This is a genomic window from Nonomuraea sp. NPDC001684 (assembly GCF_053596515.1).
The window spans coordinates 13,003-32,603 of sequence record NZ_JBSFGJ010000056.1; the positions used below are offsets into that span (position 1 = coordinate 13,003).

Consider the following 19,601-nt stretch of genomic DNA (forward strand, 5'->3'; position numbering starts at 1 on the left):
GATCATGGAGGAAAGCGTCCGGCGGCTCGCCCGCGACATGCGGCGCGCCGTACGGGAAGGTCCGGAGGCGATCGCGCGGCGGCGGCGGGGTCGCCTGGCCGAGCTGGTGGCCCATGCCCGCGCCCACTCGCCCTTCTACCGCGAGCTCTACCATGACCTGCCGGAAGGGGCCGACGACCCGCAGCTGCTCCCGGTCACCGACAAGAAGACACTGATGGCCCGCTTCGACGACTGGGTCACCGACCGTGAGGTGACCCGGGAGCGAGTCGAGGAGTTCGTGGCCGATCCCGACGTGGTGGGCCATCGGTTCCTGGGCCGTTACCTGGTCACCACGACCACCGGCACCAGCGGGCAGCGCGGCCTGTTCGTGCAGGACGATCGGTGCCTGGCCGTGCACACCGCCACCGGGTTGCGCACCGGCGCCGGGCTGTCGGCCCGCGACGTCCTGTGCACGCTCGCCCGCGCCGGCCGCACCGCCATCGTCACGGCGCCCGGGGGTCACTTCGCCACCCTCGCCGGGCCGGCACGGGCGGCCCTGGAACGGCCGTGGCTGGGCCGGTTGATGCGGGTCATCCCGACCGACCAGTCGATGGAGAAGATGGTCGACGAGCTCAACCGGTTCGATCCGGCCAGCGTCGCCGGTTTCGTCGGGCTGCTCACGCTGCTGGCAGGGGAACAGGAGGCCGGCCGGTTGCGCATCCGCCCGGCGCTCGTCATCCCCGGCGGCGAGACGCTGAGCCCGCAGACCCGGGAACGCCTGGCCGCCGCGTTCGGGGCGAAGGTCCGCGCCGCCTACGCCTGTGGCGAGTGCGGCTTCCTCACCGCCGGCTGCCGGGAGGGCTGGTACCACGTCAACAGTGACTGGGTCGTCCTGGAGCCGGTCGACGCCGACCACCGGCCGGTGCCGCCCGGGCGGCTTTCACACACCGTCCTGATCAGCAACCTCGCCAACCGGGTCCAGCCGATCCTGCGCTACGACCTCGGCGACAGCGTCCTGATGCGTCCTGACCCCTGCCCGTGCGGCAATCCGCTGCCGGCCGTCCAGGTGCAGGGGCGTGCGGCCGATCTGCTCACCTTTCCCACCGGGTCCGGCGAGCGCGTCGGCATCTCGCCCATGTCCTTCAGCACCGCGCTGGCCGTTCCCGGCATGGAACAGTTCCAGCTCGTCCAGACCGCGCCCACCGTCCTGCGGGTACGCCTGCGGGCCGTCGGCGGCGCCGACGCGGACCGCGTCTGGCAGGCCGCCCGCGACCGGGCCGTCCATCTGCTCGCCGAGCACAAGGCCGGTCACGTGACGATCGAGCGCGCGGAGGAGCCGCCGGAGCAGTCGGCCGGAGGGAAGTACCGCAAGATCATCCCGCTGCCGCAGCCCTGACGGGCGCCGGACTCTCCGCCGCAACGCCCGGACAGCCGCCGGCGACGGTTCACCTACACCCTGAGGAACGCGGCACTAGGGCCTCAGGAACAGCTCGACGACCGGGATCGTCACATCGGGGCGGGTGATCGGCAGCCGCAGGGTCAGGGTGTCCTCCGGCAGGCCGCGCAAGTAGTGGTGGAACGGCTCCTTCGGGTCGATCTCGACGAACGGCACCTCCGAGGCGTCGTGCAGGAACTGGGCGTAGGCCACCCGGCCGCCGAGGCCGGGCAGGTGCACGTGCTGCATCGGCCACGACAGCAGGTGCAGGTAGAGCCGGTCGCCGCGTCGGGTGTAGCGGCAGTCGGGCGGGGCCTCGAACTCCGCGGGCCCCGCCCCGTGGATGGACCGGGCGTGCAGGCGCATCCACGCGCCGATCCCGCGCAGCCGTTCCAGGGCGCGCGGCTCGAACTCGCCCCGGGCGTTCGGGCCGACGTTCAGCAGCATGTTGCCGCCCTTGGACACGGTGTCGACCAGCATCTTCACCAGCAGCTCGACCGGCTTCCAGTCCTGGTTGTCGCGGTGGTGTCCCCAGCTGCCGTTGAGCGTCTGGCACGCCTCCCACGGCCGGTGGCCGGGCACGCCGCCGGGCGGCATGACCTGCTCGGGCGTGGTGAAGTCGCCGCCGCCGAGCCCGAGCCGGTTGTTGACGAGGATGCCCGGCTGCAGCTCGCGGACCATCCGCTCCAGCTCGGCCGAACGCCACTCGTCGGGGCCCTTGGCACCGAACCCGCGCCCGGCGTAGGAGAAGTCGAACCACATGGTGTCGATGCGGCCGTAGCGGGTGAGCAGCTCGCGCACCTGGCCGTGCAGGTAGTCGGCGTACTTGGCGACGTCGCGTTCGCCGAGGTCCTCCTCCCTGCGGGGGTGGTAGAGGTCGTTGGGGAAGTCGGGGTGGTGCCAGTCGAGCAGGGAGTAGTACAGGCCGGTACGCAGGCCCCGCTCCCTGAAGGCGTCGAGCATGGGGGCGAGCAGGTCGCGCCGGGCCTTGAAATCGGTCAGCGCGGAGTCCCACAGGCAGAAGCCGTCGTGGTGCTTGCTCGTCACGACCAGGTACTTCATCCCGGCGTTGACGGCCTCGTCGGCCCAGGCGGCCGGGTCGTAGAGGTCGGGGTCGAAGTGGTCGAAGTAGCGGCGGTAGCGCTCGTCGTCCATCTTCTCGTACGACTGCACCCACTCGTGGCGGGCGGCCGCCGCGTAGATGCCCCAGTGGATGAACAGGCCGAACCGAGCCTGCGTGAACCAGCTCATGGGTGCACCATGACGGCCGACAGGCCGATCCGGCCGGTGCCGGTCCGCTGGATCCGCACGTACCGGCCCTCGGCGTCCACCGCGACCACGGACGGGCGCAGCGCCCGGCCCGGCAGCGGCACCCGCGTGGCCTGCGCGAAGTCGGGCGTGGCCGAGACCAGCAGCTCGGCGTCGGCCGTGGTCATGGAGGCGTCGTTCCAGATCTCCACCGTGCCGATCCGGTGCGGGCCGCCCAGGTCGACCTGCCACCAGGAGCCGGGCGCGGACGTCGTCCTGCTGTCGGTCACCGTGGAGCCGTCGAGGGCGTCGGCGGCCGCCGCGGCGCCCTCGGTGGCGGACTGGGTGGCGCTGCCCGTCCTGGCCAGGTCGGGTTCCAGCTGCTCGGCCGGGCCGGGGCTCGCGCCCGCCGCCGCGGCGACGGCGAGCGCCGCGTCGGGCAGCCGTTCCAGGGCGGTGTGGTTGTCCACCTGCCGCGAGCCGCGGCCGGACAGCTCCGGCGCGGTGGTGTCGGTCCAGTTGCCGGTCGCGAGGTTGTCGATGCCGTACCCGGCCCAGTTGGAGATCCACTTGTAGCCGACGCGGGTGATCACGTTGCCTTCGACCGTGATGTGGGAGCTCTGCTCGTCGAGGTAGACGCCGTTGCCGTCGCGCTCGGTGTTGCCGTACGCCGACCGGTTGAGGTAGTTGCCGGAGATCACCGTGCCGGGCTGCGGGCCCTGGGTGTAGATCGCGCCGCCGTCGTGCTGGTCCTCGGCGACCATCATGGCGTCCACGATCCTGTTGCCGGTGATCCGGTTGTCGCGCATGTCCGGGTTCTGGGCCACCGGCTGGTTCCAGCCCCACCCGACCGACACGCCCGAGTACGGCAGCTTCTCCAGCGTGTTGTGGTCCACGCGCAGCCCGGACTCGTAGCCCGCCCAGACGCCCACCGCGTCGGTGAACTCGCGGCCGGTCCAGGTGATGGTGTTGCGGGCCACCGTGTTGCGCTCGCCGCGCAGCTCGGCCGGGGGATTGGGGTCGGTGTCGCCGACGTAGACCGCGCCCGACGACAGGTCCGTGAACGTCGAGCCGGTGACCGCCGAGTCCTTGGTGCCGCCCTCCAGGATCACGCCGGCGCCGCCGAGGCGCGCGAACGCGGCGCCGTCGACGGTCACGTCCCGGCCGCCGCGCACGACGACGGCCGCGGCCGGCTTGGTGTAGAAGCGGCCGGCGTGGTCCTCGGGGCCGGTCGCGCCGGTCAGGGTGAGGCCGCCCTGCGTGCCCGCGTACCCCTCGGCGGTGTCCGGCTGCCGGTAGGCGGCGTGCTCGAAGCCCAGCCCGGCGATCCTGACCCGGCTCGCGCCCTCCAGGCGCAGCAATGTCTCGGTGGCGGGCGCGATCACGTCGTCCAGTCGCTCGTCCGGCCGGGGCAGGTAGGAGACGGTACGGGCGGTCCGGTCGAAGACGAACTCGCCCGGCTCGTCGAGCAGCTCGGCGGCGTTCTCGAAGAAGGACACCTTGGAGTACCGGGAGGAGTCGACCGTCGTCGAGTCCCACGCGGGCCCGGTGCGGCCGGTGCCGCTCGCGGAGTTCGTCCAGCACGGCTGGACGAAGGTGATCACGTCGCCGTCCACGCGGTCGATCCCGCAGCGGTAGTTCCGCCACCTGACCTTGATGACCGCCTCGGCGTTCGCCGGGTCGGCCCAGCCCGCGACCCCGCTCTTCACCGCGCCGGTCATGCCCGTCTTCGTCGCGTCGCAGGTCGCGGCCGGGCACGACCCGCCGCGTGCCCGGACCGCGCGTACGCCGCCGACGAACAGCTGCCGCGGCGAGAGGCCCTCGGGAACGGGCGCGACCTGGAGGCGTCCCTCCTGCCGCCAGCCGGTGATCGGCACGCCGCCGGACAGCACCGGACGAGCGCCGGGGGCGGCGGTCCAGGTCACCGTGTGCCCGTCGGGGCCGGAGTCGCGCCGGTCCAGGACGAGCGGCGCGGCCATCCGGTAGACGCCGCCCGCCAGGCGGACCTCGACGTCGCGGTCCATGCCGCCGGCCAGGGCCTCGCGGACCTTGTCCCGCGCGGTCTCCAGGGAGCACGGGTTGACCTGGTTGCAGGCCGCGGACCGGCCGTCCGGGGCGACGTGGAAGACCTTCGGGGCCGGGCCGGTCGCGGGGGGCGTCGCGGGGGTCAGGGAGAGGGTCAGGGCGAGGGCGATCGCGGCGTTCACATTCCCTCCAGCGGGGGGTTCTGGGTGCCGAAGAGCCAGGCGCGCAGGAATCCGTCCAGGGCGGGACGGTGGGCGGTGGCGGCGGCGTGGGTGATGAAGTCCTCGGTGGAGGCGTTGCCGTCCTTGTTGCGCTGCACCCACCGGCGCATGATCCGGTCGAACGTCTCCTCGCCGACCTCGGTGCGCAGGGCGTACAGGACGAGGGCGCCGCCGTCGTAGATGTTGTAGCCGCCGAGGCCCTTCGGCCTGCCGGGCGGGCCGTCCTTGGCGCGGACCTCGTCGAGCTTGGCGTACACGCCGCGCATCTTGTCGGCCAGCGGCTGGCCGCCGTGCTCCTGCGCCCACACGGCCGCGTAGTAGACGGCCGGGCCCTCGTTCAGCCAGGCGTCCTGCCAGGTGGCGGGGGTCACCGAGTCGCCGAACCACTGGTGGACGAGCTCGTGCACCATCGTGTTGGAGTAAGTGGGCCGGTCGAACCACCCGGTGCCGAACAGCGACAGCGTCTGGTTCTCCAGCGCGTCGCTGTACCCCGGGTAGATGTGCACCCCGTACGTGGAGAACGGGAACCGGCCGAACCTGGCCTCCGCCCAGGCGATCTGGGCGCCGGTCTCGGCGGCGATCGGCGCGTACCTGGCCTCCTGGCCCTGCGGGACGACATGCCGCAGCGGGAGCGCGTGCGGGCCGGTGCCGTACACGTACGTGCCCTTGACCACGGCGAGGCCGATCAGCTCCGAGGCCATCGGCTCGCGCTCCTCGAACGTCCACGTGCCGCCGTCGCGGCCGGTCAGCTCGCCGTTGGCGGTGGCGACGTACCCCTCGGGGGCGGTGACGCGGAAGGTCCAGGTGGCCTTGTCCGACGGGTGGTCGTTGACGGGGAAGAACGTGTCGGCCCTGCTGGACTGCGCGGCGGCGGCGAACCCGCCGTCGGGGCCGAAGCGCCAGCCGGTCAGGCCCGCGCGCGGCGCCTTGCCGTTGCCGTGGAAGCGCACCTCGGCCTCGAACGGGACGTGCTCGCGCAGCGGCTCGGCGGGCGTGACGGTCAGCTCCTGACCGCTCTGCCCGGGGGAGAGCGCCCAGGTGGCGGGCTCGCCGTCGACGGTGACGGCGTCGATCACGTGCCCGTCGGTGTCGAGGTTGAAGGACGACAGGGCCTGGGTGGCCTTCGCGGTGAACCGTACGACGCCGGAGAAGTCGTAGGTGACCGGGGTGAAGTCGAAGGAGACGTCGTAGTGGCGCACGTCGTAGCCGCCGTTGCCGAGCGTCGGGAAGAGCGGGTCGCCGACCCCGGGCGAGCCAGGCGACGGGGGTACGGCGGCGGCGGTGCCGAGCAGCGCGGCCGCGACGAGGGCGATGACGGTCCGCTTCATGGTCAGCCCGCCTTCGGTGACTGCTTGAGTGCTTCCTCGAACTCGGCGCGTGCCTGGTCGCCGCCCTGCGCCCGCCAGTCCTTGACCAGCTTGTCCAGGTCACTCAGCGGCGCCCGCCCAGCCACGATGGAGGTCACGCGGTCGGTGCGCATGGTGTACAGCGACTCGTACTTGTTCTCGTTGGCGGGGGAGTACAACCCGACCGTCGGGTCCTCCACGCCCACGGCGATCATCTTGCCGATCGCGTCGTGCATGATCTTCACGGCCTCCTTCGAGGAGGAGTCGAACAGCGCCTGCGTCGGCGCGGCGACGAACTTCCACGGCACGGCGGTGTCCCGCCCGCCCTGCTCGGTCAGCACCGGCGCGCCCTTGGCGTCGCGCGTGTGGTCGGTGCCCTCCAGGCCGTAGTTGAACAGCGTGTACTCCTCGCTGCCGAACGGCGAGGCGAAGAAGTCGGCCACCCGCAGCAGCTCCTTGGCCCGCTGCTCGTCGCTCTTCTTCAGCATGGTGATCGAGACGACGATGTTGTTGAGGAACGCCTTGGCCTTCGGGCCGACCGGCGTGAGCGGCCGCGGATCGGCCGTCGGGTCGATCTTCTTGGACGTCTGCAGGTAGCCGGTGGGCCCGAGGTAGGCGGGCAGGCCGTCGTAGACCATCGCGGCGTGGCCGGAGTTGAACTCGTTCTTGCGCTTGAGGCCGTCGAAGCCCTCCGAGCCGGGGTAGACGACGCCCGCCTCGCGGAGCTTGCGGACGTACTCGACGGCCGCCTTGTACTCCTCGGTCTCGATGGCGTGGACGAGCCTGCCGTTCTCCAGCCGCCAGCCGTTGGGGGCGCCGAACAGCTGCGAGAAGATCGACAAGCCGTACACGCCGCCGACCATGGTGAGCACGCCCCACTGGTTGTCCTTGGGCCTGGTCACCTCCTTGAGCAGCTCGAACAGGCGGTCCATGTCGGAGATCTGCGCCAGGTCGGTGACGCCCGCCTTCGCGAACATGTCGGCCCGGTAGAAGCCGAGCCCGCCGACCATGTTGCGCGGGATGGGGATGCCGTACAGCTTGCCGCCGACGATGCCCTGCTTCCAGAACACCTGCGGGATCGCCGCCAGGTTCGGGTACTCCTTGACCGCGTCCCCGCCGAGCAGCGCCGTCAGGTCGGTGCACTGGCTGGCCGCGAACGCGGGCAGGTTGTTCACCCCCTGCGACTGGATGTAGGTGAACATGTCGGGCAACGTGCCGCCCGCGACCATCGTGTTGAACTTCGTCGGCCAGTCGTCGGACGAGACCGCCTGCACGTCGGCCGTCCCGCCGAGCCGCTTCTCCACCTCCTGCCATGCCGGGTTCTCCGCGCGGCCGGGCGGCGGCGGCAGGAACGTCTGCACCGCGATCTTCACGGTCCCGCCCGACATCGGCGGCTTGGCGACGGCCCTGAACAGCTTGTCCGGATAGGTGAAGTAGCCCTCGGGCACGCCCGTGGGGCTGCCGGGCAGGTCGGGGGTGAGCGTGCCGGCCGGCGGGGTGTACGTCGGCAGCTTGATGGTCAGCCCCTGCGCCTTGGCGGCGGGCGCGGCGGACCCGCCACCGCAGGCCGCGAGGGCGGAGGAGGCGACGACACCCGCCGCCGTGGCGGCGCCGAGCCGGAGGAAACCTCGGCGCGAGACGCTTTCTCTCATGGGATCTTCCTTGGGGGGTTGGGGGGTCAGCCTTTGACGGCGCCGGTGAGCACGCCCTTGGTGAAGTAGCGCTGCAGGAAGGGGTAGACGAGCAGGATGGGCACGATCGCCACCACGAGCACGGCCATCTGGACCGCCTGCACGGGCGCCGGCGCCTCGGCGGCCGTCACGGTCTCCATCGAACGGCCCTGCAGGACGAACGTGCGCAGGATCAGCGGGAGCGGGAACTTGTCGGAGTCGTCGAGGTAGAGCAGGGCGTTGAAGAAGGCGTTCCAGTAGCCGACGGCGTAGAACAGCGAGATCACCGCGAGCACCGCCTTCGACAGCGGCAGCACGATCCTGACGAGGATGCCGAAGTCGCCCGCGCCGTCGATGCGGGCGCTCTCCAGCAGCTCGCGCGGCAGCCCCATGAAGAACGAGCGCAGCACGACCAGGTTGAACGCGCTCACCAGGCTCGGCAGGATCAGCGCGCCGAACGAGTCGATCAGGCCGACCTGCTTGACCAGCAGGAAGTTGGCGATCAGGCCCGGGTTGAAGAGCATGGTCAGCAGGGCGACCATCAGGATCCAGCGCGAGCCGGTCACCTCGCGGCGGCTCAGCCCGTACGCCATGCCGATGGTGGCGAGCATGCTGGCGAGCGTGCCGACGGCCGTCACCAGCACGCTGACCAGCAGCGCCCGCGTCACCACCCCACCGCTGAGGATCGTCGAGTACGCCGCCAGGCTCGGCGCGGACGGGACCAGCACGAACCCGCCCGCCCGCGCGATGTCGGACTCGGCCGACAGGCTGGTGCCGATGACACCGACGAAGGGGTAGGCCACCAGCAGGACGACCGCGGTGAGGATCGCGCCCTTGAGGATCAGGCCGGGCGTGGAGGGCCGCTCCATCCAGGCCGGCCGGCTACTTGTCGCCACCGCGGTACACCCCCTCGTGGCCGAACAGGTGGGCCACCTTGTTCGCGCCGAGCACCATCGCGGTGCCGACGATGGTCTTGACCAGGCCGACCGCGGCCGCGGGCCCCCACTGGCCGTCCTTGACGCCGTTGAAGTAGACGAACGTGTCCAGCACCTCGCCCGCCTCGGGGCCGACGTTGTCGCGCTGGAGCAGGATCTGCTCGAAGCCGACGGACAGGATGCTGCCGAGGTTGAGGATCAGCAGCAGGACGATGATCGGCGTGATGCCGGGGAGCGTGACGTGCCACAGGCGGCGCCAGCGGCCCGCGCCGTCCATGGCGGCGGCCTCGTACAGGTCCTGGTTGATGGCGAGCAGGGCGGCGAGAAAGATGATCGTCGCCCAGCCGGCGTCCTTCCAGATCACCTGCAACGTCACCAGCAGCGGGAAGACGTCGGGGTCGGTCATCATGTCGTAGCGCGGCAGGCCGGCGCTCTGCAGGAAGTTCGGCAGCGCGCCCGCGCCGCCGAGGATCTGCTGGAACACCGAGACGATGATCACCCAGCCGATGAAGTGCGGCAGGTAGACCACGCTCTGCACGAACCTGCGCACCCTGTCGCTGACCACGCTGTTGAGCAGCAGTGCGAGGGCGATCGGTGCGGGGAAGAAGAGCACGAGCTGGGTGAGGGTGATCTTGAGGGTGTTGCCGAGGGCGTTCCAGACGCCGGGGTCGCCGAAGACGGTGGCGAAGTTCCGCAGCCCCACCCAGGCGCTGTCGATGAAGCCGATGTAGGGCTGATAGTCCTTGAACGCGACCACGTAGCCGAACAGCGGCCCGTAGTGGAAGACCAGGAAATAGATCAGCCCGGGCAGCGTCAGCAGGAGCATCACCCGGTCGCGCCGGAGGCGCCGCCACAGCGAGAGCCTGCGCGGCCTCTCGCCGGACGACGACGCTGTCCCGGCACGGGGGGCGTCGAGGGTAGCGGTCATGCGCTGGGTCCTTCCAGTTGGCGAGGAAGCTAGTAAGCGCTTTCATGCTTCGTCAAGCCCCTGGCCGGAAGTCGTGCCGTTCTTGGCCCGGCTCCTTGACCTTTGCGCAGGTGAAGCCATAGCGTGCCGCAGCAGTGCGTAGAACGCGCTTACTATCGGGAGATGGACGTGGGCAGACAAGAGGCGCCGGTGAGACCTCCGCACACCCGGCCGAGACCGCGCGCCGTGCTGGCGATGGCGCCTGGGGTGCGCGAGGAGGTGTTCGGGCACGAGGCCCTGCGCCGCCTCGGTGAGCTGACCGAGCTCCACGACCAGGTGCTGCACGAGGTCGGCTCGCCGGACGCCCTGCGCGCGCTGGCCGGGGCCGAGGTCCTGGTGACCGGCTGGGGCTGCCCGAAGATCGACGCCGGGCTGCTCGATCGCGCCCCCGGCCTGCGCCTCGTCGCGCACGCGGCGGGCACGGTCAAGACCTTCCTGGACCCGGCCGTCCTGGAACGCGGCGTCCGGGTCTGCAGCGCGGCCGACGCCAACGCGGTGCCCGTCGCCGAGTTCACCTTCGCCGCCATCGTCTTCGGCGCCAAGCGGGCCTTCACCCTGGCCCGCCGCTACCGCGAGCGCGGCACCCGGCGCGACTTCTCCGGCCTGCCCTGGCTCGGCACCCGCGGCATCACGGTCGGCCTGGTCGGGCTGTCCAGGATCGGCCGGCGCGTCATGGGGCTGCTCGGCGGCCTCGACGCGGACGTGCTGGTCTACGACCCGTACGCCGACCCCGCCGGGATCGCCGAGCTCGGCGGCATGGCCGTCGACCTCGACACCCTGGTCAGGCGGTCGCATGTGGTCAGCCTGCACGCCCCCGAGACCCGCGAGACCCGTCGCATGCTCGACGCCAGGCGGCTGTCGATGCTCCGCGACGGCGCCGTCGTCGTCAACACCGCCCGCGGCGGCCTGGTCGACACCGACGCGCTGGTCAAGGAGGTACGCAGCGGCCGGCTCGACGCGATACTTGACGTCAGCGACCCCGAGCCGCTCCCGGCCGGCCATCCGCTGTTCGACCTGCCCAACGCGTTCGTGACCCCCCATCTGGCGGGCGCGCAGGGCAACGAGCTCGGCAGGCTGGCCGAGTCCACGCTCGGGGAGATCGCCCGATACGCCGCCGGGCTGCCGCTGCTGCACGAGATCGATCGCGGCGAGCTCGACCGAATGGCATGATCGACAGCGAGGAGGTGCCGGTGACCGAGCCGAGCCTGGCGACGATGGCCGACGTGGCGAAACGCGCGGGCGTCTCCAGCGCGACCGTGTCCCGGGTGATCAACGGCAACTACCCGGTCTCGGCGGTCACGCGCCAGCGGGTCGAGCGGGCCATCGCCGAGCTGGGCTACGTCGCCAACGCCCACGCCCGCGCCCTGGCCGGAGCCACCAACAGGACCGTCGGGATCATCATCAACGACGTGATCGACCCCTTCTACGCCTACATCGCCCGGGGCGTCGAGCGCGAGGCCACCAGGCACGGCCGCCTGTGCATGGTCTGCTGCACCCACGGCAGCCACGAGAAGGAGCTCGCGCTCATCGACCTGCTGCACGAGCAGCGGGCCGACGCCGTCATCCTGGTCGGCGGCGCCCACGAGGACCGCGCCTACGCCGCCCAGGTCGCCCGCCGGGCCCGCGCGCTGCATGCCAGCGGCTCCACGCTGGTGCTGTGCGGCCGGCCGTCGCTCGGCGACGACGTGCCGACCCGGGTCGTCGAGTACGACAACGAGGGCGGCGCCTTCGCGATCACGGACCACCTCATCACGCAGGGGCACCGGAAGATCGTCTTCCTGGGCGGGCCGCCGAGCCTGTCCACGACCGTCGCGCGGCTCGCCGGGCACCGGCGCGCGCTCGCCTTCCGCGGCCTGCCCTACGACAAGGGGCTGATCCACCTCGGGCAGCTCAACCGCAGGTTCGGCTACGACAGGATCCGCGCGCTGCTGGCCGACAAGCTCGACTTCACGGCGCTGTTCTGCGCCAACGACACGGTCGCGGCGGGCGCGATGCAGGGGCTGGAGCTCGCGGGCGTGCCGGTGCCGGAGGCGGTCTCGGTGGTGGGCTACGACGACGTGCCGATCGCGCAGGAGCTGCGGCCGCAGCTGACGACCGTGCGCATCCCGCTGGAGGAGCTGGGCCGCCAGGCCGTACGCCTCGGCCTCGACGTCGGGGACGACGACGACTACCTCTCGCCCGTGCAGACGATGGCCAAGGTCGGCACGAGCATCGTGGTCAGGGCCTCGGTCGCGCCGCTGCCGTAGGAAGCGCTTACTGATCATGGCTCCGGATTGCCGCGTGGAGCAGGGATAGAAAGCCGCAGAAAGATCTAGTAAGCCCTTGACCGGCATAGTAAGCGCTTACACAATCCCTGCCATGACCCCCCTCACACGCAGAACCTTCCTCGGCACCTCCCTCGGCGCGGCCGGAGCGGTGACGGGCGCGGCCCTGCTCGGCCCCCGCCCGGCCCTGGCGCGCCCGGCCGGCCAGGAGGCGCGGCACACCGTGACGCTCAGGGCCAGGCCCGCGGCCGAGGGCGAACGCCTCCGGCTCCAGCAGGCGCTCAGGACCACCGAGTTCCACCCCACCCGCGTCCACCTGCCCGCCGGCACCCCGATGGCCGTCGAGGTGACCGCCCCCGACGGGGTGCTGCCCACCCTGTACGTCGGCGCACCCGACACCCACGCCGACGTCGCTTACAAGAACCCGCGCGCCTACCGGCTCACCGAGGGCGTCACCACCGTGACCGACCCCGGCGGCGGGCTCGTCTACCTGGCGCTGACCGGCGACGGGCAGCGCGCCAGGGTCAAGTTCCTGTCGGGCGGGGTGCGCGTGCCGACGTTCACGCTGGGGGAGAGCACCGAGGCCGAGTTCCAGTCCCAGCTCGACACGCTGACCGCCGCACCGCAGGCCGAGCTGGTCTCGCCGCACGCCATCGTCACGGTCACCCGCAACGGCATGCTCGCCTGGCGCGACCAGGACCACGGGGAACTGCTCCGGCTCCTGGAGACGATCACCGCCTCGCACGCCGCGATCTCCGGCCTGTCCGCCGCCGAACGTTCCCCGCTGCCCTTCCACCTCGTCGAGGCCCCGCGCATGCCCACGGGCGCCGGCGCGTACGCCACCCACGGCTGGACCGCCTACCCGCGCACCTACCTCGACCGGCTCATCGCCGTGGACGGGCTGCGCACCCGGGGCTGGGGCGTCTACCACGAGCTCGGGCACCAGCACCAGCAGATGGCCTACAAGCCGGAGGACCTGACCGAGGTGACGGTCAACGTCTACGCGCTGGCCGCGCAGCGCACGCTGGCGCAGCCGTCCAACCTCACCAGGCCCGACGCCAGGACGGGGCTCACGCCGTACCAGAGCGCGCTGGCCAAGCTGCCCGCGGCCGACTTCCGGAAGCTGGGGGCGTACGAGAAGCTCGTGCCGTTCCGGCAGCTCGAACTGGCCTTCGGCGAGGACTTCCACCCGCGCCTGCACCGGCTGGTCCGCGAGGAACGCCCGGCCTCCGACTACACCGAGTCCGCCAAGCGGTGGGGCTACCTCGCGATCTACACCTCGCGGATCGCGGGGGCCGACCTGTCGGGCTTCTGGACCCGCTGGGGCGCGCCGCTGACCGCCGAGTACCTGGCCCGGGTCGCCGCCCTCGGCCTCCCGGCCCCCGCCGCCGACCCCTCGACGCTCACCGACTAGGAGCCCGCCGTGACCACTGACCGGACCTCCGTCCACCCTCTCGCCAGGCCCCTCACCCGCAGGGGCGCGCTCGCCGGGCTGGCCGCCGCCGGCGGTGCGGCGCTGCTGGCCAGGCCCGCCTTCGCCGCGGCCCGTACGCCGGTTCCCGGGCCGCGCAGGGCGGTGGTGCTGCGGGGGCGGCCGGCGGCGGAGGCGGAGCGGCTGCGCATGCAGACCGTCTACCGTACGACCGAGTTCGTGCCGACCGGCCTGTACCTGCCGCCCGGACGCCCCCTCACCCTTGAGGTGCGCGCCCCCGACGGCCCCCGGCCCACCCTGCACGTCGGCGCCCCCGACACCAACCCCGACACCGCCTACCGGTACCCGCGCGCCCACCCGCTCACCGAGGGCGTCAACACGGTCACCGACGCGGGCGGCGGCATGGTGTACCTGTCGTTCACCGGTGACCGCAGGGCGAACGCGGTCGTGCGGTTCGGGCCGGAGGGCGTCCCGGTGCCGACGTACGTGCTGGCGCCGAGCAGCGGCTGCGGCGACCCGGCGCGGGCGACGCGGGCGGCGTGGCAGGGCCGCCCGGCCTTCGCCGCGCCCGTGTTCGCGCCCGAGGGCACCACGGAGGCCGAGTTCCAGGCACAGGTGGACGCGTTCACCCAGGCGCCCTTCGTCGAGCTGGTCTCGCCGCAGATGATCGTGACCGTCCGGCGCGAGACCTTCCTCCAGGTGCGCGACCAGGACCACGCCCAGCTCATGACCCTGCTGGAGCAGGTCGAGGACGTCGAGGCGGCGATCTCCGGCCTGGACGGCTCCGCCCCGCTGCACGCCCCGACCCCGCTCGGCCGGCACCTGGTCAACGTACGCCCCGAATACGGCCCCAAGTCCACCGCGTACGCCACCCATGCCTACACCGCCTACTACGACGCGTACGCCACCACCCGCCTGCTCCTGCCCGACAAGGTGCGGACCACCGGCTGGGGCGTCTACCACGAGCTCGGCCACCAGCACCAGCAGATGGCCTGGCGGCCGGGCGAGCTCACCGAGGTCACGGTCAACATCTACAGCCTGGCCGTGCAGCGGCACTTCGGCATGCCGTCCAACCTGGTGACCGGCAACGCCTACGAGACGGCGCTCGCCAAGCTGCCGGTCGCCGACTACGCCGGGCTCGGGGCGTTCGAGAAGCTGGTGCCGTTCCGGCAGCTCGAACTCGGGTTCGGCGATGACTTCTACCCCCGGGTGCACCGGCTGGTCAGGGAGGAGACGCCGCCGTCGTCCTCGGGGGACTCGGCGCGGCGCTTCACGCTGATGGCCCTGTACTTCAGCCGCGTCGCCGGACGCGACCTGTCCGGGTTCCTGCGCGCGTGGGCGTTCCCGATCCCGGAGAGCGGGTACGCCGAACTGGCCGCGCTCGGCCTGCCCGCGCCGGACGCCGACCTGACCCGGCTGAGCGAGCGATGACCAGCCGCCGCGCCTTCCTCGGCGTCGCCGCCGCCGCACCCCTGCTCACCGCGACCCCGGCCCGGGCCGGAACCATCCGCCGCACAGCGGCCTCGGGGGCGGACGTACCGGCGGGTCCCGCCGACTTCGCCGGGCTCCGGGCCAAGGCGGCCGAGCTGATCACGGGCGGCGACCTCGACCCCCGTGACCCGGCCTTCGCCGCGCCGCTGGCCCGCCTGGACGCGACCGCCTCGGCGTACCGGGCGTCGATGAACCTGGCTCCCGGACGTACGCACCTGTGGCCGGATCTCCCGCTGACCGGCGTGTCCGGCGACATCGCGACCAGCCACCAGCGCCTGCGCGCGCTCGCCACCGCCTGGGCGAGCCGCGGCTCGGCCCTGTACGCCGACGAGACCCTGGCCGCGCAGATCATCGGCGGCCTCGACTTCCTCTACGAGCGCGCCTACAACGAGGGCAAGCGCGAGACCGGCAACTGGTGGCACTGGGAGATCGGCGCCCCGCGCGCGCTGATGGACACCTGCGTGCTCATGCACGACGCCGTCGACGCGGGACGGCGGGCCTCCTGGATCCGCGCCGTGGACCGCTTCTGCCCGAACCCCGACCGCCGGACGAACCTCACGAACTTCGCCGAGACCGGCGCGAACCGGGCCGACAAGGCGCTCATCGTGGCCCTGCGCGGCATCGTCGGCGAGAGCTCGGACAAGATCGCGCTCGCCCGCGACGGCCTGTCCGACCGGCGCGATGCCGGCAAGCACACCCTGTTCGGCTACGTCACCTCCGGCGACGGCTACTACGCCGACGGCTCGTTCGTCCAGCACGACGTCGTGGCCTACACGGGCTCGTACGGCGTCGTCCTGCTCCAGTCGGTGAGCGCGATCTTCGGCCTGCTCGGCGGGAGCGCCTGGCAGGTGGACGACCCGGCGGTGCGGGTCGTGCTGGACGCGGTGGAGCGCACGTACGCGCCGTGGATCCACGACGGGCTCATGATGGACAGCGTGCGCGGGCGGGCGGTGTCGCGGCAGTTCAACCGGGACCACGACGCGGGCCGCGACACCGTGGACGCGATCCTGCGCCTGGCGGCCGGCGCGGGGGAGCCGTCCGCGGCGCGGTTCCGCGAGCTGGCCAAGGGGTGGATCGCGCGCGGCCGGTTCCTGGAGGGCGCGGACGTCGCGGCCACCGCGAGGGCCGTCGCCGTGCTCGCCGACGACGCGGTCGCCGCCGCGCCCCGGCCGAGCGGCCACCACGTGTTCGCCGACATGGACCGCGTCGTGCACCGCCGTCCCGGCTGGTCGTACGCGATCAGCCTGTCGTCGAAGCGGATCGCCCTGTACGAGTGCGGCAACGGCGAGAACTACCGGGCCTGGTACCAGGGCGACGGCGCGACGTACCTCTACCTCGACGCCGGCCACTACAGCGACGGCTACTGGCCCACGGTCGACTCCCACCGGCTCGCCGGGACCACCGTCGACACCCGCCCGCGCGACCCGGCCGTCTCCTCCGGCGGCACCGGCACGTTCCGCCCGAAGAACGCCTGGGCGGGCGGCGCCACCGCGGACGGGTACGGCGTCGCCGCGCTCGACCTGATGGCCGTGGGGACCACGCTCACCGCCCGCAAGACCTGGGTGTGCCTCGACGACGCCGTCGTCTGTCTCGGCGCCGGGATCACCAGCGCCGACGGCCGCGTGATCGAGACGGTCGTGGAGAACCGGCGCACCTCCGCCCCGCTCACCACCGGCGATGGCTGGGCGCACCTCGAAGGCGTCGCCGGGTACGTCTTCCCGTCCGGCCACCGGCCGCGCTCGCTCACCGAGCGCCGTACCGACACCTGGCGGTCGATCAACGACGGCGCGAGCACGCAGGGCACGGACGCCACCGTGACCTGCGACTACACCACCCTCTGGCTCGACCACGGGATCAGCCCGTCCGGCGCGGACTACGCCTGGGTCCTGCTCCCGGGCGCCACACCCGACCGGACGCGCGACTTCGACCGGGCCGAGATCCTGGCCAACACCGCGACCGTGCAGGCGGTGCGCGCGCACGGGCGCTCGGCGGGCGGCGGCGAGCTGTTCGCGGCCACGTTCTGGGCGGCGGGGGAGGCGGGCGGGGTGTCGGCCTCGGCTCCCTGCGCGGTCCTGGTCCGGCGGGCGGCGGGACGGACGACTCTGGCGGTCTCCGACCCGGGGCGTACCGTGGCGGCGGTGACGCTCGTGCTTCCCCATCCCGCGCACGCCCTGGTCAGGGCCGACGACACCGTCTCGGTCACGACGGGCGAGCGGCCCTCCGTCACCGTCGATCTGGCCGGCTCCCGCGGCCGGTCCCACACCGCCGTGCTCGCCGTCGGCAAGAAAGGCTGAACGTTGATCCCTCCGTACCTGTCGCTGCCGCCGACCGACCGCGTGCTCTCCTCGCGCACCGGCTGGACCCGCGCCCACTGGGAGGCTCTCGCCGACCGGCTGCTCGGGGCGGTGACGCCGTACGCCTCCCCAGGTTTCGCGCAGATCCGGCTGCCGGGCCGGGCGAGCTGGTCGGGCGTGGCGCTCGACGGGCTGGAGGGGTTCGCGCGCACGTTCCTGCTCGCCGCGTTCCGCCTCGCGGGCGCGGCGGGCGACGTCCCCGACCTCGCCGAGCGGTACGCCAGGGGTCTCGCGGCGGGCACCGACCCCGGCAGCGGCGAGGCGTGGCCCGAGCTGACCGACTGCTCGCAGCAGATGGTGGAGGCCGCCTCGATCGCGGTCGCGCTGCACGAGACCCGGCCGTGGCTGTGGGACCGGCTCGACGACGGCGTACGGGACCGGGTCGCCCACTGGCTCGGCGGCTTCGTCGGCAAGCGCACCTGGGACAACAACTGGATGTTGTTCCAGACGGTGACGGAGGAGTTCCTGAAGTCGGTGGGCGGGCCGTACGAGCAGCGGGAGATCGACCGCGGCCTTGAACGCATCGAGGACTGGTACGCCGGCGACGGCTGGTACACCGACGGCGGCTCGCGCAACTTCGACTACTACTGCGGCTGGGCGCTGCACCTGTACCCGCTGCTGTGGACGCGCATGTCGGGCGACGCGGAGCGGGCCGGCGTGTACACGAGCCGCCTGCACGAATTCCTCACGACATATCAGCATTTCTTCGGTGCGGACGGCGCGCCCGTCCATCACGGCCGCTCGCTCACCTACCGTTTCGCCGCCCTCGCGCCCGTCTGGCTGGGCGCGCTCACCGGCGCCACCCCGCTCGCGCCGGGCCAGACCAGGAAGCTCGCCTCCTCCGTGGCTCGCCACTTCGCCGAGCGCGGCGTGCCGGGCCCCGACGGGCTGCTCTCCCTCGGCTGGTACGAGCCGTTCCTGCCGGTGACGCAGGCGTACTCGGGGCCCGCGTCGCCGTACTGGGCGTCGAAGGGGTTCCTCGGGCTGCTGCTGCCGCCGGACCACCCGGTGTGGACCGAGCGCGAGCAGCCGCTGCCCATCGACGAGCACGACGTCGTCGCGGCCGTCCCCGCCGCCGGTCTGCTCCTGCACGGCACCCGGCACGACGGGATCGTCCGCCTGCTCAACCACGGCAGCGACCACGGCGCGCCGCCCGACGACCCGCACTACGCCAAGCTCGCCTACTCCACCCGCACCGCCCCCGAGGCGGCCGAGCACGCCTGGGCCCGCGATCTCGACAACCACCTCGCGCTGGTCGGGCCCGGCGGCACTCCCTCGCGCCGTACCGCGATCACGGCGCTGACGTGCGCGGACGCCACCGCCTCCTCCTCCCATCGGACCGCGGGCGGCGCGCTCGTCACCAGCACCTCGGTCGTCCGCGGTCCCTGGGAGCTCCGCGTCCACGAGATCGCCGGCGGCGAGGGCGGCGGTGAGGGCAGCGGTGAGGGCAGCGGTGAGGGCGGCGGTGAGGGCGGCGGTGAGGGCGGCGTGCGTGAAGGTGGGTTCGCGGTGGCCGGGGACGTGCCGCCGACCGTGGCGACCGGGCGCGGATGGGCGATGGCGCGCCGCGCGGACGGCCTCACCTCCGCGATCGTCGCCCTGTACGGCTGGCGGCGGGCGAGCGTCGAGCGCGAGGTCGAGTCCAACGCGTTCGGCCCGCACTCTGCCGTCCCGTGCCTGCACGCCGACGAGCCCGGCCTGCACGTCTCGCTGGTCGTGCTCTCCGGCGACGCCGTGCACCCGGCCGCCCTCCGCGACGCGGTCACCGTGGACGTCTCCGCCCGCGAGGTCGTCATCGGCTTCCCCGACGGCACGTCCACGACCTTGACACGGTCTCCTGACCCGGGCCGCAGTGCTTCATGATCGCAGGCCCTGGTGTCCGGCGACGCGCTCACCGCGTCACCCAACCACGTCAGCGGCTCGCAGATCCAGAAGCTCCTGAACGGGTCGGCGCGGCCACCTGATCGCGGGCGTCGATGCCTGTCTCTCTCGTACGAGCGGATGGGCACCGGGAGCCCGCTGGGGACTCCTGCGGCGAATGACTACTGTCTGCCGCGAAGAGTAACGAGTCGTATCGGCTGTGGTCAGGCAGGTGCCCGCCGCCCTGGGTGGGTGGCGGGCACGGATTCGGGTCCAGGTGTCAGCGCAAGGGGAAGGCGCGGGTGGTGGTCTGTTCGACCTTGTTGCCTTCGGTGTCCCAGGCTTCGGCCTTGAGGGTTACGGCGCCCTTCGTG

The 19,601-nt window shown here is 72.5% G+C and carries 13 protein-coding genes; 7 read left to right on the forward strand and 6 right to left on the reverse strand.

The annotated features are described in order from the left end of the window. The first annotated feature begins 4 nt into the window (after positions 1-4). Complete coding sequence (locus tag ACWCSD_RS13895; RefSeq protein WP_449914943.1) at positions 5-1,375, forward strand: hypothetical protein; 1,371 nt, start codon at positions 5-7, stop codon at positions 1,373-1,375. A gap of 75 nt (positions 1,376-1,450) precedes the next feature. On the opposite strand, the gene ACWCSD_RS13900 is transcribed toward ACWCSD_RS13895, so the two are convergent. Genes ACWCSD_RS13900 through ACWCSD_RS13925 form a run of 6 tightly spaced genes read right to left on the reverse strand, consistent with a single transcriptional unit; the run spans position 1,451 to position 9,787 of the window. Next, on the reverse strand, positions 1,451-2,665 hold the full coding sequence (locus tag ACWCSD_RS13900; protein WP_397159233.1) for an alpha-L-fucosidase: 1,215 nt from the start codon (positions 2,663-2,665) through the stop codon (positions 1,451-1,453). Next, on the reverse strand, positions 2,662-4,869 hold the full coding sequence (locus ACWCSD_RS13905; RefSeq protein ID WP_397159235.1) for a right-handed parallel beta-helix repeat-containing protein: 2,208 nt from the start codon (positions 4,867-4,869) through the stop codon (positions 2,662-2,664). Before ACWCSD_RS13905 ends, ACWCSD_RS13900 begins: the two co-directional genes overlap by 4 nt. Further along, positions 4,866-6,236 (reverse strand): M1 family metallopeptidase, encoded by a 1,371-nt coding sequence (locus tag ACWCSD_RS13910; protein ID WP_387667216.1) that lies wholly within the window; start codon positions 6,234-6,236, stop codon positions 4,866-4,868. The genes ACWCSD_RS13905 and ACWCSD_RS13910 overlap by 4 nt, the downstream gene beginning before the upstream one ends. 2 nt (positions 6,237-6,238) lie before the next feature. After that, positions 6,239-7,906 carry an extracellular solute-binding protein gene (locus ACWCSD_RS13915; RefSeq protein ID WP_397159238.1) on the reverse strand — a complete coding sequence of 556 codons (1,668 nt, stop codon included), beginning with the start codon at positions 7,904-7,906 and terminating at the stop codon, positions 6,239-6,241. A gap of 26 nt (positions 7,907-7,932) precedes the next feature. Continuing rightward, positions 7,933-8,820: a carbohydrate ABC transporter permease gene (locus ACWCSD_RS13920; RefSeq protein WP_357985905.1), complete on the reverse strand. Its 888-nt coding sequence runs from the start codon at positions 8,818-8,820 to the stop codon at positions 7,933-7,935. Next, on the reverse strand, positions 8,807-9,787 hold the full coding sequence (locus ACWCSD_RS13925; protein ID WP_449914950.1) for an ABC transporter permease: 981 nt from the start codon (positions 9,785-9,787) through the stop codon (positions 8,807-8,809). Before ACWCSD_RS13925 ends, ACWCSD_RS13920 begins: the two co-directional genes overlap by 14 nt. A 168-nt stretch (positions 9,788-9,955) precedes the next feature. On the opposite strand from ACWCSD_RS13925, the gene ACWCSD_RS13930 reads away from it, so the two are divergent. The 6 genes from ACWCSD_RS13930 (at position 9,956) to ACWCSD_RS13955 (ending at position 19,230) form a co-directional block, all read left to right on the forward strand. Further along, a complete protein-coding gene (locus tag ACWCSD_RS13930; protein WP_449914952.1) occupies positions 9,956-10,996 on the forward strand; it encodes a hydroxyacid dehydrogenase in 1,041 nt (346 codons plus the stop codon). After that, positions 10,993-12,072 carry a LacI family DNA-binding transcriptional regulator gene (locus tag ACWCSD_RS13935; protein WP_357985914.1) on the forward strand — a complete coding sequence of 360 codons (1,080 nt, stop codon included), beginning with the start codon at positions 10,993-10,995 and terminating at the stop codon, positions 12,070-12,072. The genes ACWCSD_RS13930 and ACWCSD_RS13935 overlap by 4 nt, the downstream gene beginning before the upstream one ends. Before the next feature lie 112 nt (positions 12,073-12,184). Continuing rightward, positions 12,185-13,504, forward strand: a complete 1,320-nt coding sequence (locus tag ACWCSD_RS13940) for a M60 family metallopeptidase (protein ID WP_449914955.1) — start codon at positions 12,185-12,187, stop codon at positions 13,502-13,504. Between the two features lie 9 nt (positions 13,505-13,513). Further along, positions 13,514-14,953 (forward strand): M60 family metallopeptidase, encoded by a 1,440-nt coding sequence (locus tag ACWCSD_RS13945; RefSeq protein ID WP_449914958.1) that lies wholly within the window; start codon positions 13,514-13,516, stop codon positions 14,951-14,953. Next, on the forward strand, positions 14,950-17,307 hold the full coding sequence (locus ACWCSD_RS13950) for a polysaccharide lyase 8 family protein (RefSeq protein ID WP_449914961.1): 2,358 nt from the start codon (positions 14,950-14,952) through the stop codon (positions 17,305-17,307). The genes ACWCSD_RS13945 and ACWCSD_RS13950 overlap by 4 nt, the downstream gene beginning before the upstream one ends. A 3-nt stretch (positions 17,308-17,310) precedes the next feature. Then, complete coding sequence (locus ACWCSD_RS13955) at positions 17,311-19,230, forward strand: DUF2264 domain-containing protein (RefSeq protein WP_449914964.1); 1,920 nt, start codon at positions 17,311-17,313, stop codon at positions 19,228-19,230. The last annotated feature ends 371 nt before the right edge of the window (positions 19,231-19,601 follow it).